Origin of the sequence: Rhodovarius sp. (genome assembly GCF_040399605.1) — a bacterium.
GTDB classification, from domain to species: Bacteria; Pseudomonadota; Alphaproteobacteria; order Acetobacterales; family Acetobacteraceae; genus Rhodovarius; species Rhodovarius crocodyli_A.
Genome location: NZ_JBBARU010000003.1, coordinates 76,130 through 89,861, shown reverse-complemented (window position 1 = coordinate 89,861; position 13,732 = coordinate 76,130). Strand labels below are relative to the sequence as shown.

Here is a 13,732-nt window from a genome sequence, read left to right as displayed (position 1 = left end):
CTGGGAGATCAATGCAGCCTGATATTGCGGAGGAGAGCAAGAAAAATTTACCACGAGAGCCGTCAACCTCCAGCCAAGGTTCGAGCAAGGCGCGCCGGAGGTCGGGCAGGTCGATGGATTGCAATGCGGGTGTGCCACAGCAGCGAGGCAGAAGCCTGCCGTCTGCCTAGAGCGCCAACCGGACCGTGATGAGCGGTTGGGCGGCGCCTTCGAACCGCACCATACTTACGCGAACAGAATGTAGTCCTTTCCATCGACGGTTCCATAGCTAGGCACGGGCAACTGCGCCTGGCTCAGGCCGGTGAAGGTGACCGAAGTATCAATCCGCCCATTGCCATCCAGGTCGCAATGCAAGGTGGCGCCCTTGTAGCCAGTCGCGCCATCGCTGGCGAACCAAAGAAACTGGCTGACCCCAGGCTGATACCCCCAGACCGTCAACCTATCCCCTGGCTGGAAATCGGTGATTGTAGACCAGGTGATGGAAGAGGCCGCCGCCCGGCCATCGAGGAAGAAACTATCCGCCCCTGGGCCGCCGGTGATGAAATTCGAGCCCAGCCCGCCATCAATCACATCATTGCCAGCGCTACCATCCACCGCATCATCGCCCGCGCTGGCATTGATGAAGTCGGCTTTGGTGGTACCAATAATAATGTCGTTGGTTGTGTTGCCGATTAACTGGTAAACAATTTCAGCAACCGTTCCGGTATAGGCGGCCGCGGTGGTGCCCTCCACCAGGCTGCCTCCCAAATTGGCATAGAATTCAATAGCATCTGTAACGGTGATGGTGACCGCCTGTGGGTCGCCGCTCAGGCTGCCATCGGAGGCGGTGACGGTGATGTCGTATTGGTTGTTCGCGCCACTATCGCTTGGCGCCTCGAAATTCGGTGAATTCTTGAAGCTGACGGCACCTGAGGCGGCGTTGATATGGAACAGACCAGCATCGAGGCCACCCAGCGAGAAGCTGAGCGCAGTGCGGGCATCAGGGTCATTGCCTGTGGCGGCATAGACGGTGCCACGGTCATTTTCGGCGAAGCTTGCGGTGCTGCCCGAGGTGATGGTGGGTGTTTCGTTCACATCGGTCACGGTGATGCTCACGGCCCGGGCCGCGCTGCTCAGGCTGTCATCAGAGGTGGTGAGGGTGATGTCGTAGATATTATTAGCGCCGGCATCGGCGGGGGCCTCGAAATTGGGTAAGGTCTTGAAACTCACCCTGCCGGTGATGGCGTTGATATTGAACAGCGCGCCATCCACCCCGCCCAGCACAAAGGTCAGGGCATCGCCCTCCGGGTCACTGCCGGTGGCGGTATAGACGGTGCCGGTGGCGTTTTCGGCAAAGCTTGCGGTGCCGCCCGAGGTGATGGAGGGTGCCTCGTTGACCGGGGGGACGATATTCACCCCATAGGCCGCCGAAACCGCGTTGCCCGTCCCGACATTATCGGCCAGATCCGTGACCCCGGACCTGTCGAGCGTGACAACTTGACCACTGGCCGGCGGGCCAGCATTGGGCGTCAGGGTCGCCGTCCAGGTGGTGCCGCCATCACCGGAGGCGAGGTTGGAGAGCACCGCCTGCCCGGCGGTGAGATCAGCGGTGGTGAAGTTGACCACCGCCTCGGCGAAGGTGATGGTGACGGTTGTGGTCTCCCCCACCCCCAGCGAGGCCTTGCCCAGGGTGATGGCCGAGGCCAGGTCGGGGCGGGTGGTATCCACCGCGTATTTGCCCGAGTTCGAAGTGCTCACGCCGGCATTTCCGGTCAGGTCAGTATAGGCGGTGTTGTCGAGGGTGATAACATTGCTGGAAGCTGTGGCGCTGGCATTGGGTGTCAGCGTCGCCGTCCAGGTGAAGCCGCCATCGCTGGAGGCGAGGTTGGACAAGACGCCATCTGGCGCGGTCAGGTCAGCGGTTTCAAAAGCGGTTACCGCCTCGGTGAAGACGAAGGTCACTGTGGCGGTATCGCCGATTTTCAGCGCCGTGTCGGAGATGGTGATGGCGGATGCCAGTGCAGGGCGAACGGTGTCTACCGCGTAATTGCCGCTGGGGCTGCTGCCTGTCCCTGCATTGTCAGCATTATCGGCAATACCCGTATAGTCGAGGGTAATAACATTGCTGGAGGCCGTGGTGCTGGCTGAGGGTGTCAGCGTCGCCGTCCAGGTGATGCCATTGTCGGCACTCTTGAGATTGGCCAAGGCGCCATTGTCTGCCTTCAGGTCTGCGGTGGTAAAACCCGTCACCGCCTCGGTGAAGGTGAAGGTCACTGTGGGGGTATCGCCGATTTTCAGCGCCGTGTCGGAGATGGTGATGGCAGATGCCAGCGCGGGGCGGGCCGTGTCCACCGCGTAATTGACGCTGGTGTCGCTGCCTGATCCAGAATTGCCGTTGAGGTCCGTATAGCCTGTATTGTCGAGGGTGATGACATTGCTGGCGGATGTGGTGTTGGCAGAGGGTGTCAGCGTCGCCGTCCAGGTGATGCCACCATCGCCGGTCACCAGATTGGACAAGGCGCCATTGGGCACCGTCAGGTCAGCGGTATCAAAACCCGTCACCGACTCGGTGAATACAATGGTCACCGTGGTCGTATCGCCAATTTTCAGCGCCGTGTCGGAGATGGTGATATCCGTCATCAGCGCGGGCCGTTCAGTGTCCACCGCATAGCTGCTCGAATTCGAGCTGCCCACCCCGGCATTGCCGGCCAGGTCGGTGTAGAGGGCATTGTTCAGCACCAGCTTGTTGCCAGAGATGGTCACGCCAGAACTCGGCGTCAGCGTCGCCGTCCAGGTCGTGCCGCTATCGCTGGTGGCTAAATTGCTCAACTTGCCGTTGCCCACCGTGACATCGGCAGTGGTGAAACTGGTCACCTGCTCGGTGAAGGTGAACTTCACCGTTGCAGTATCGCCTATCTTGAGGGCGGTGTCGGAGATGGTGATCGTTGACTTCAGGGCGGGTGCGGTGTTGTCGACGGTCAGCGCGAATGCCGTGGAGGCGGCGGAGATATTACCGGCAACATCCGTCACCTTCGTGGTGATGTTGTGCGCCCCCCCGGTCAAGCTGCTGGTGGTGATGCTCCAGCCGCCCACGCCATCGGCCGTGGTGGTGCCGAGGTTAATTTTTCCCCCAGTGTCGTAGAGATCAACGATGGCATTGGCTTCGGTGGTGCCCGTGAAGGTCGGTGTGGTGGCCGTGGTGATGCCATCGCTGTTCGAGATGCCGCTATCATCGGCCGTGGCAAGGGTCGGGACGGCCGTTTGTGTGGGCGCCGTGGTGTCGATGCTCACCTTCAAGCCGGAACTGGCCGTGCTGACATTGCCCGCCACATCGACTGCCTTGGCGGTGAGGGTGTGACTGCCCTCGCTCAGCGTGGAGCTGGTGATCGACCAGGCGCCGCCGCCACTCGCCGTGGCGCTGCCCAGCACGGTCGTGCCATCAGTGTCATAGAGCGTGACGGTGCTATTGGCTTCGCTCGTGCCGATGAAGGTCGGCGTCGTGGTGTTGGTGATGTTATCGCTGGTTGAGGTGCCGCTATCGGAGCCGGCTGTCAGGTCCGGGGCGCTGGGCGCTGTCGGCGCCGTGGTGTCGATGGTGACGGTGAGCGTAGGACTGAGCTGGCTTTTCCCCAAGCCGTCATAGGCTGTCGCGCTGACCTCATGCACGCCCTCGGAGAGAACGAAGCTTTTGATCGTCCAATTGCCACCGGCATCCGCAGCGGCCGTGCCCAACACGGTGGTGCCGTTCGTATCGTAGAGTGTGATGCCATCGAAAGGGTCGGCGGTGCCGGTGAAGACCGGGATGTTATTTTTCGTGATGTTGTCGGTGTTTAAACTCCCCGTGTCGCTGCCCGGGATGAGGTCTGGAACGCTGGGGATATTTGACATGGGATGGGACCGAGGTTGATGGTTTGCCTATTCCGTAAATCTTTCACATATTGGGTCAATCTCGCTCAGCTATCCTGATGGAATAAATAATCAGAAATCCTCGGAAATCTCCAATCAAAACAATTATGCCATGAAATTGAGAGGCGATTATGACGCGCAGTTTATCCCGCTCTCCGCTGCTCAATCTCGGTGCTCCACTGGTAAATTTGGCTGTCGCGACGCGCGGATCACCGCTTCTGGCGTAGTTTTCGCGCCTTCATGGGTTGAAATCATTGATTTTGACCATGTGGCCCGCAAGGGAGCCGCTGCGCCGGCCAGTCAGGCCACGCCTAACCGGCGCAGTGCGGGCAGGCGCTGATGGGCGAATTCACCATGAATCGTCGTAAGCGCCGCGCGGTTTTCCGCCTCGCCCTGCAGCGAATTGCCGCCCTGGGCCACCCGCTGGCCCTGCGCTTGCAACGCCTGCCAGGCAACATCGACGGGCGGGCGCCCTTGCGCCGCGGCCAGCAGGAAAAGCTGGTCAAACCGATTGGCCGCCACGCCGCCGCCCAGCACGGGGGAGGCCAGGGTGCGAAGCCCATCGGCATGCCGCGCCAGGGCCATCACGGCGGCGTTGAAACGCTCGGTCGAGGCCCGGCGCTGCGCCTCGCCCTCCTCCGGCAGGGCGGCCATCACCGCATGCATGACGCAGAGCATCCGCACCGCCTCCAACACAATAGGCTGGCCCAGGGCGGCAATCGCGGGCTCGGCCAGAAGCTCGGCCACCCGCATCGGCCTGCGGGCCAGAGCCTGGAGGATCGGGCGATAGACCCCAGGCTTGAGATTGACCTCGCCGCCGGGCAGTTTCATGACCAGGGTGAGTGTGTCGGGGTCGGGCGCCACCAGCGCCAGGCGCTGGCGCAAGAGCGCCTCGGTTTGCGCGCCCGGAGTGAGGCGCCTTGGCCCGCGGATGAAAATATCCCGGCGGAATTGCCGGTTGGTGAGAAAGTCGCGCATGCCCTCGCGCGCCACGGGGTGGGCGAATTCCGCCAGCAGCGCCTGCGCCTCGGCATTGAAATGCAACCCATCTTCATTGTCGCGCAAATGCGATCAGGCGGCATAGCCCAGCTTGGCAAACCCCATGCTGGCGGCGACCTCACGAAAATAACTGGGCGCGAAAACGGCGTTGAAATACTCATGCGCCAGATAGGCCACCGGCTTGCCGGCCAGGCTTTTCAGCTTGGCGCCCATGGCCGGGTTTTCGGCAAAGGCGGCCCCGCCCAGCGCCTCCAGCCGCGCTGCGATCTGCTGGCCCGCTGCCACGCGCTGCTGGCTGGTCTCGCCCCGGCCATAATGCTGCATCACCTCGCGCAGCGGCATGGCGGCGGCCCAGCCGGGCAGCGCATTGTAGCTGACATACACCACGCCCCCCACCCGCAGCCGCTGGGTGATAAACGCCAGCACCGCCTGCCGCGCCGCCTCATTCACCCAAGACCAAATGCCATGCAGCGCGATGAAATCGAATTGCGGCAGGTCTGCCTTCGCCATGGCGGCAAAATCATGGTCGAGGAAGGTGACATTGCCGCTGCCCGCCGCCATGGCCAGGGCTTGGGCATTGTTGATATGGGCCGGGTTGAAATCATTGGCCCAGAAAGCCCCGGTGGGGTTGGCCGCGGCCAGCACATTGGTGGTCAGCCCCTGGCCGCATCCCAACTCGCAATAGGCGAAGGGGCGGGTGTGGTCGGGGGCGGCATAGCCGCTGAGCAGCAGCGCCAGACCAATATGCGCCGGCGACATGTCGAAGAAATAGTCATGCGTATAGCCAATATCGGCGATATAGCCGCCATCCCAATCCTGGGTCATTCGCTGCCCCTTTGCTCCGATCCTGCCGGCGGCAAGGCGCTATACTGGCCCATCCTCAGCCAAAGGCGGCAGCATATCGCGCAGCGGCCGTGGCGCGTTACCGGGCCTTCGCCGGCCGCATCAGGGGCGCTCCAGCCCGCCCGCCGCCAGGGTTGGCGCATCCATCGCCGCCGCCAGCCAATCCAGCGCCCCAGCAGCAGCCTGATCAGCCCCGGCAAATAGCCCGGCCGAGAAGATCGCCCCGGTATTGGCCTCCGGCGGCAGCTTGCCCAGGATCTCCACCCCCTCCACCGCCATCAATTCGCTGATCTGCTGAATGGCCAGCGCCACCTCGCCCCGCGCTGCCAGCGCCGCTGTGAAGCCCTGCGGAATGATGGTGGCCTTGGCGTTCACCGCCTCGGCAATCCCCATCCGCTCCAGCAGCCCAGCAAAGAACAGCCCACTCGCCCCCGCGCCGGAATAGGCGATGGAGGGGGCCGCCAGCAGTGTGGCCTGCAGCGCCGCGAGGGTGGAAATATCCGGCCGGGGAGCGCCCGCCTTCACCGCCATGCCGATATGGCTCAGCGCCAAATCCCGCCGGCTGCCAGGCACCAGCACGCCTTGGGCCATCAGCCCCTCCACCCCCGCATCTGTGAGGATGGCGATATCCGCCCGCTCGCCGCCCTCGATCCGCTTGAGCAGCCGCATCGTGGGGTCAAACTCCACCGCCATTGCCAACGGTGCGCGCGGCGTGAGGCCGCGCAACACCACCGCCACCGCCAAGGTGCTCATCACCCGCATTGTTCAGCCCTTTCAGATGCAGCGCGTGCCGCCGCCATCCACATCGATATTGGTGCCGGTGATGAAGCCCGCCCGGTCAGAACACAAGAAGGCCACGAGACCCGAGCATTCTTCGGCCGTGCCCACCCGGCCCAACCCGACGGTTGCAATGGCGGCGGCATTCTCCGCCTCGGCCGAGCGGCCCATGCCAGCGGCACCCTGCGCCACCACCGTATCCCAGCGCGGGGTGGCGATGGGCCCGGGGTTCACCCCGGTGACCAGCACATTATCCGGCGCGCATTCCGCCGCCAGCGCCAGGGTAAAGGAGAGCAGCGAGGCATTGACCGCGCTGCCGGTGATGTAATTGGGCCGTGGCTGATGGCCCGAGCGGCCGATGATGTTGATCACCCGCCCCCATTTGCGCGCCCGCATCGGCGGCGTCAGGATGCGCGCGCAGCGCATATAGCCCATCAGCTTGAGATTGATGGATTTCATCCAGGTCGCGTCATCCATATCGCCAATGCGGCCCATGGGTGTGGCGCCGGCATTGTTGATCAGGATATCAATATGGCCCAGGGCGGATTGCGCGGCGCCGATCGCCGCCTCCAGCGCCGCGGCGTCGGTCAGGTCGGCTGGGATGGCGATGCAGGGCGTATTGGTCTCCCGGGTGATCTCCGCTGCCGCCGCCTCCAGCCGGGCCGGATCGCGGGCAATGATGGCCACCGCCACGCCCTCGGCCGCCAATTCCCGTGCAATGGCCCGGCCAATGCCAAGCGAGCCGCCAGTGACCACGGCCTTGCGGCCGCGCAAACCCAATTCCATGCGCTTCTTCCCTGTGTGGATAGTGAGTTCGACCCCTCGCGCCCCGCCTGTCAATTGGCCTAACCTCGCTCCAGCACCGCCCATCCAGAGGCGGCCAGGAGAAACGCCATGCCCATTCCCCGCCGCGCCCTGCCGGCGCTTGCCGCCGCTGCCTTGCCCGCGATTGCCACGCCCGCTGCCGCCCAGGCCTGGCCGACACGGCCGGTGCGGCTGATCGTCACCTTCCCGCCCGGTGGGCCGGCTGATGTCATCGGCCGTATCCTGGCCGAGCGCCTGAGCGAGTCCTGGGGCCAGCCTGTCATCGTCGAAAATCGTGGCGGCGCGGGCGGCAATATCGGCGCCGAGGCGGCGGCGCGCGCTGCACCCGATGGGCATACGCTGGTGGTCGTCGCCTCCTCCCATGTGCAGGGTGCGGCCTTGTACCGGCGGCTGCCCTTTGACCCGATTGCCGATTTCACCCCTATCACCCAGGTGGCCTATTATGGCCTTGTGGTGGTGCTGCACCCCTCGGTGCCGGCGCAGAACCTCGCCGAGTTCGAGGCGCTGCTGCGGGCGCGGCCGGGCGAGATCACCATCACCTCCGCTGGTGTGGGCACGCCCACGCATCTGACGCCAGAATTGTTCCGCATTCGCGCCGGCGTCGAATTCACCCACGTGCCCTTCCAGGGCGCCGCACCGGCGCATACTGCGCTGCTGGCGGGCCAGGTGCAGGCCATGTTCCACAATCCGGTGCTGGCTGTGCCCGCGGTGCAGGCGGGGCGGTTGCGGGCGATTGCCACCACCGGCGCCGCCCGCGCCCAAGCCCTGCCCAATGTGCCCACCCTGGCGGAATCCGGCTATCCCGGCTTTGACGCCGGCACCTGGTATGCGGTGCTGGGGCCGGCCGGCATACCAGCCCCCATCGTGCAGAAAATCGACGCCGATCTGCGCCGGGCCGTGCAGAACACCGCGCTGCGGGAGCGCTTCGCTGCCCAGGCGCTGGAGACGCGCGAGGCCGGGCCCGAGGCGCTGGCCATCATCATGCGCGAGGATCTTGCACGCTGGACCGAGGTAATCCAGCGCCTGGGCGTCCGGCAGGATTAGGCGCAGTTGGCGGCTGGAGATGGCTTTGGGGCTGCAGCGCTCACCCCAGGGCCATCGATACGTTCTAACCCGCAGCTTTCAGCATCGCCCGCGCCTCCTCCACGCCCTGTAATGCTGCCTTCTCCAGCCATTGCGCGGCCTGTGCCGCATCCCGCGTGCCGCCCAGGCCGCGCAGCAGGTAGCGCCCCAGCATCATCTGCGCCCTGGGATGGCCCTGCTGGGCCGCCTGGCGGAAGAAGCGCTCGGCCCGCGGCCTGTCCTCGGGCACCGGATGGCCGCCGCCGAGCAGCGCGCCACAGGCGAAGGCCGCACCGACATGGCCGGAATGGGCCGCCTGGATGAAAAGCTCCAGGGCCGCCATGGCATCGGCCGGCAAACCCAGGCCATTGAGCGTCATATCAGCCAGCAGCGCGACCGCGTCGGGCATGCCCTCGGCGGCGGCGCGGCGCAGCCAGGGCAGGGCGGCTTCCGGCGCGGGCGGCCCCATTGCGCCATCAACCAGCAATCGGCCCAGCCAATAGGCCGCATTGACCACATGCGGCGCGGATTTTTCGAGCCATCGCCGCGCCTCACCCGGATCGGCGGCGACGCCGCTGCCATTGTGCAGGCAGACGGCAAGGTTATAGGCGGCCACGGGGTCGCCTTCCTCGGCCAGGCCGCGCAGCCTGGGCAGCAGGCTGGCCATCACCCGCGCACCGCCCTCGCTCTCAGTCGCTGCCATGCCAAGGTCGAAGACGGCGACACGGTCGCCCGCCTCGGCCGCCTTTTCCAGCCAGCGCATCGCCGTCTCGGCATCGGCGGACACGCCGCGCCCGGCCAGATACATCAGCCCCAGCTTGCGCGCGGCCAGGCGATGGCCCTGCTCGGCCGCCATTTGATACCAGCCGGCCGCTTCGAGCAGGTTGGGCACGCCGTGGCTGCTATCGCATTGCAGGTCGCCCACGATGGCCGCGGCCTCGGCATCGCCCTCCAACGCGGCGCGGCGCAGCCAGGTCTCGGCGGCAGGCATGTTGCGCGCAACGCCCCAGCCATGCATCAAAGCAAGGCCGAGCCGTGCCTTGGCGGGCCTGACCCCGGCCTCGGCCGCGCGCCTGTAGAAGCTGGCAGCGGCGGCCTCATCGGGGGCGATGGGCGGCACCCCCGCCTCATGCAGCGTGCCGAGCACATAAATGGCGGTGGCAACATCAGCCTCAGCCGCGCGAGTGAGAAGGGCCGCGGCCCGCGCCGTATCCGTCACCCCATCGAGGCCCAGCAGACGGATGAGCCCAAGGCCGAGTGCCGCCTGCATACTGCCGCCAGCCACCGCCTGCTCGTAAAAACACGCGGCCCGCTCGTAATCGCGCGGGCCACCCTCGCCGGTGCTCCAGAGATAGCCCAGCAGCGCCTGGCCATCACTTTCCCCCGCCTCGGCCGCCTGCTGGGCGAGCGCCCGGGCACGGGCGGGATCGGCACTGACGCCGGCCTGGCCAAAAGCGCCCGAGCGTGGCGGCGCCGTGAGGCCGCGAAACAGCATGGTGGCCAGGCTTGCCTGTGCCTCACCATCGCCGGCCTGGGCGGCGGCTTCCAGCCAGCGCACGCCTTCGGCCGGGTTTGGCGGCACACCCTCGCCGCGCAGATAGGCGGCGGCGACGCGTTTTTGCGCCTGAGGCTTGCCGGCGCGGGCATCGGCCATGGCGCGGCGCAAATCGCCCTGCGCCGGGCCAAGCGCGGGCGCATCCTCTGCCCGGGCCGCTTGTGGGCTGGTGCCAAAGGCCCGCCGCAATGCGCCGCTCCAGCCATCTTTGCGCCGGTCGCTCATGGCTCGCGCATGCCTTCCTGCAGCGGCGGCAGAATGCGTTGGAACAGGTAACCCAGAATGGTGCGCTGGCCGATGATGATATCCGCCGTGACCGGCATGCCGGGCACGAGGCGGAACTCATTGGGCAGGTTGCGCATGGCAAGTTCATCGATCGAGATGCGACTGCGGAAGAAGGGCATTTGCAGCGGCTGCCTTGTGTCGGGGTCCTGGCGGAAGGCATCCTCACTGATGGTCTGCACCCGGCCATGGCCGAAGCCGTGGCGGATATAGGGGAAGCTGTCGAACTTGATCGTCACCCGGTCACCGATCGCGACGAAGCCCAGATCCTGCGCCGCCACCTGGCCTTCCACCACCAACTCGGCATTGAGCGGCACGAGAGAAACCAGCAATTCGCCCGGCGCCAGCACCGCACCGACCGAGCTTTTGCCGATTTCAAGCACCACGCTGTCAGTCGGCGCCCGCATTTCAACCAGGCTGCTTCGCAACCGTGCCTTGGTGAGATTTTCCCGTGCTTCGGAGAACGCGCGCCGACGCTCTGCCAGATCCTGCGAGATCTGGGTTTGCAGGCTGGTGATATAGGCCTCCCGCTCGGCGGCGATGGCCTGGGCATCGCGCTGGGCACCGCGCGCCATACCTTCGGCGCTGGCCATCTGGCCCTGGATTTCCAACCGGCTATCGGCGGCGAGGAGGGATTGCAGGCGGCTGCCAACCTGGACGCGTTCAAGTTCGCGGCGCATGGCCTCGATCTGGGTGCTGATCACCTGACGGTCACGCAATTGCCGCAACTCGGCCTCGGCGCGCTGCTTGATCTCGTCCAGGCTATTGATACGCTGGCGGAAATTTTCCAGGCGGAAGGCGCGCTCGGCCGCGCGCTGGGCGAAAATGGCGGCTTGCAAGGCGGCCTGGGTGGTGGCCCCCCCGAGATAGTTCTGGCCGCCGGCCTCGGCCTCCAGCCGGTCAACCTCGGCCTGCAGGCTGGCATTTTGGTTCTCCAACGCAGCGAGATCGGCGCCGGTGAAGGTGGGGTCGAGCCGGGCGATCAACTCGCCCGCCCGCACCACCTGATTGGCGCGGACCTCAAAGCTGCGCACGATGGAGGCTTCCAGCGGCTGCAGCAGGATGGTGGGGGTGGTGGCGATGAGGCGGCCGCGGGCCACCACCACGCGCTCGATCGGCAGCAGCCCCATCAAGGCCACAATGCTGGCGAAGAGCGAGGCCAGGATCCAGATCACATTGCGGGCGAAGCGCGGCGGTGGCTTGGCGATGACGGCCGCGCTGGGTGATACGAATTCCAGCGCGACGAGGTTCAGGGGCTCCTTCGTCACGGCGGGGGGGCTGCGTTGCAGGGTCTCAACCATCGATGATCACCTTCTGGGCGGGAGCGCGGTTCTGCTGCAGCCAGAGCTTGCGGTAGATCTCGCAGCGGGCGAGCAAATCGGCATGCGGGGCAAGATCGACGACCTTGCCGCGGTCCAGCACCAGGATCAGGTCGGCGTCGATCAGCGCGGATAGGCGGTGGGAGACCACCAGCATGGTCCGCCCACGGGCGAGGCGCAGCATATTGGCATTGACCAGCGCCTCGCTTTCCGGGTCGAGCGCGCTGGTCGCCTCATCAAGCACCAGGATCGCCGGGTCGATCACCAAGGCGCGGGCAATGGCCAAGCGCTGGCGCTGGCCGCCCGAGATATTGGGCGAGCCTTCCTCGATGAAGGTGTCATAGCCGCGGGGCAGGCGTTCGATGAATTCTTCGGCCCCGGCCATGCGGCAGGCATGGATGATTTTCTCCAGCGTGATGCCCTGGCGCCCGGCGGCGATATTCTCGCGGATCGTGCCGCGAAAGAGGAAATTATCCTGCAACACCACGCCCAGATTGCGCCGAAGATGGCGCAAATCGATCTCGCGCAGCTCCGCACCATCCACCTTCAGCAGGCCGGAATAGCCGGTGGAGATGCCCTGGATCAGCCGGGTGATGGTGCTCTTGCCCGAACCGCTGCGGCCGACCACGCCGACAAAGGTGCCGGCAGGGATGTCAAAGCTGACCTTTTCGAGTGCGGGTGAAAGCGTGCCGGGATATTGGAAGGTGACCTCCTCGAAGCGGATATGGCCCTGAAATTGCGGCCTGATGCCAATCTGGCCCGCGGCACGTTCGGGCCGCTGGCTCATGATGCGGCCGGCCTCGTGGATGGATGTCTTCGCCTCCTGCCAGCGTTCGGTGAGGCTGGCCAGCGCCACCATCGGCCCGGCCACGCGGCCCGACATCATAAAGAAAGCGAGCAGCGAACCGGCGGTCGCGGCATCGCCCTGCAGCACCATCAGGCAGCCCACGGCGAGCAGGCCCAGCGTCATGAATTGCTGGATGGGGGCAGTGAGCGTTTGCGGCCAGTTGGAGACCCGCGCCATATCGAGCCTGGCCCGCGCCACCTCGGCTGTGTTCTGATTGAACGCCTCCGCCTGCTTGGGTTCCAGCGCCAGGACCTTGACGGTGCGCATGCCGGCGATGGTTTCGTAAAGGGTGGAACCCTTTTCGATGCTGGCCTTGATCAGCCGCCCATGGGCGCGGGCGACGGCGGGCAGAAAGACCATGATGATCACCCCGATCAGGGCAGCGCAGCCAATGACGAACCAGGTCAATGTGGCATTGATCCAGAACAGCACCGGCAGCAGGACCAGAAGGGTGATCAGGTCCAGGATCGCCTTGAACACCGGTCCGGTGAGAAATTCCTGCACCTTATTGACCGAGAAGGCGCTGCTCGTGATTTCCCCCACCCGCATCTTCTCAAAGAAATCCTGCGGCAGGCGCAGGATGCGCTGCATCACGAAGAGGCTCATGCGGGTATCAATGCGCGCCGCCGCCACTGCCAGCAGGCTGCGCTGGGCATAACCCAACAGCGTGTCATGCAAGGCGATGATGGCGATGGCGATGAAGAGCAAGGTCAGCGTGCCCCAGCTTTGATAGACCAGCACCCTGTCCACCACCGCCATCATCAGCAGCGGCGGGGCCACGCTCAGGAAGGCCATCACCAGGGAGGCGATGCCGATGTCACGGAACAGGGCGCCTTCCGTCATCACCTCCTGGATCAGCGTGCCGACGGTCAGCGGGCCATCTTCCACCCGCTGGCCCGCGCCGGGGCGCAGGATGATCGCAACACCGGTCCAAATCGACTGTAGGCGAAATTCGTCAAACGCCTCCCGCGCGCTTTCGGCATCGGGCAGCAATGGGTTGCTGAGCAGCAGGGCGGCATTGTCGGGTGTGGCGCCATCGAGCAGGGCTGCACCCTCATCATGCAGCAGCAGCAAGGTGGGGGTGCCGGAACGGGCCAGGCTGAGCATGTCCTTCCAGCGCAGCCGCAGCGCCTTGGCGCGGATGCCGGCATCGACGGCGCAGCGCACCAAGGCGGCCGGCTCTACCACCTCCGCCTGCTCGAGTAGGGCCACCATCTGCCGGTCAAGCTCTACCCCCAGCCGGGCCGCAGCGGCGGCGAGGCCGATGATTTTGGCGTTGCGGAACAGGGCATGATCCAAGGGCGGTTGCTCCTTCAGCAGCATCATTCAGCCGCTGTT

7 protein-coding genes and 1 pseudogene are annotated in these 13,732 nt (G+C 65.4%); 1 reads left to right on the top strand and 7 read right to left on the bottom strand.

What is annotated here, in order from left to right; translation table 11 throughout:
* Positions 1 to 225: 225 nt before the first annotated feature.
* The 4 genes and pseudogenes from ABWP84_RS02085 to ABWP84_RS02070 all read right to left on the bottom strand — a co-directional run bounded on the left by ABWP84_RS02085 (position 226) and on the right by ABWP84_RS02070 (position 7,290).
* Positions 226 to 3,867: an Ig-like domain-containing protein gene (locus tag ABWP84_RS02085; protein WP_353210334.1), complete on the bottom strand. Its 3,642-nt coding sequence runs from the start codon at positions 3,865 to 3,867 to the stop codon at positions 226 to 228.
* Positions 3,868 to 4,185: 318 nt separating this feature from the next.
* A pseudogene (locus ABWP84_RS02080) lies at positions 4,186 to 5,643 on the bottom strand (methyltransferase regulatory domain-containing protein).
* A gap of 186 nt (positions 5,644 to 5,829) precedes the next feature.
* Positions 5,830 to 6,480, bottom strand: a complete 651-nt coding sequence (locus ABWP84_RS02075) for a substrate-binding domain-containing protein (RefSeq protein ID WP_353210333.1) — start codon at positions 6,478 to 6,480, stop codon at positions 5,830 to 5,832.
* A 21-nt stretch (positions 6,481 to 6,501) separates the two neighbouring features.
* Positions 6,502 to 7,290, bottom strand: a complete 789-nt coding sequence (locus ABWP84_RS02070) for an SDR family NAD(P)-dependent oxidoreductase (RefSeq protein ID WP_353210332.1) — start codon at positions 7,288 to 7,290, stop codon at positions 6,502 to 6,504.
* A gap of 108 nt (positions 7,291 to 7,398) precedes the next feature.
* On the opposite strand from ABWP84_RS02070, the gene ABWP84_RS02065 reads away from it, so the two are divergent.
* Complete coding sequence (locus ABWP84_RS02065; RefSeq protein WP_353210331.1) at positions 7,399 to 8,373, top strand: tripartite tricarboxylate transporter substrate binding protein; 975 nt, start codon at positions 7,399 to 7,401, stop codon at positions 8,371 to 8,373.
* A gap of 64 nt (positions 8,374 to 8,437) precedes the next feature.
* Here the strand turns inward: ABWP84_RS02065 and ABWP84_RS02060 are convergent, their stop codons facing one another.
* Genes ABWP84_RS02060 through ABWP84_RS02050 form a run of 3 tightly spaced genes read right to left on the bottom strand, consistent with a single transcriptional unit; the run spans position 8,438 to position 13,693 of the window.
* Positions 8,438 to 10,171, bottom strand: coding sequence for an SEL1-like repeat protein (locus ABWP84_RS02060; RefSeq protein WP_353210330.1), 1,734 nt, complete (start codon positions 10,169 to 10,171; stop codon positions 8,438 to 8,440).
* On the bottom strand, positions 10,168 to 11,529 hold the full coding sequence (locus ABWP84_RS02055) for an HlyD family type I secretion periplasmic adaptor subunit (protein WP_353210329.1): 1,362 nt from the start codon (positions 11,527 to 11,529) through the stop codon (positions 10,168 to 10,170). Before ABWP84_RS02055 ends, ABWP84_RS02060 begins: the two co-directional genes overlap by 4 nt.
* Positions 11,522 to 13,693, bottom strand: a complete 2,172-nt coding sequence (locus tag ABWP84_RS02050) for a peptidase domain-containing ABC transporter (RefSeq protein WP_353210328.1) — start codon at positions 13,691 to 13,693, stop codon at positions 11,522 to 11,524. The genes ABWP84_RS02055 and ABWP84_RS02050 overlap by 8 nt, the downstream gene beginning before the upstream one ends.
* Between the last annotated feature and the right edge of the window lie 39 nt (positions 13,694 to 13,732).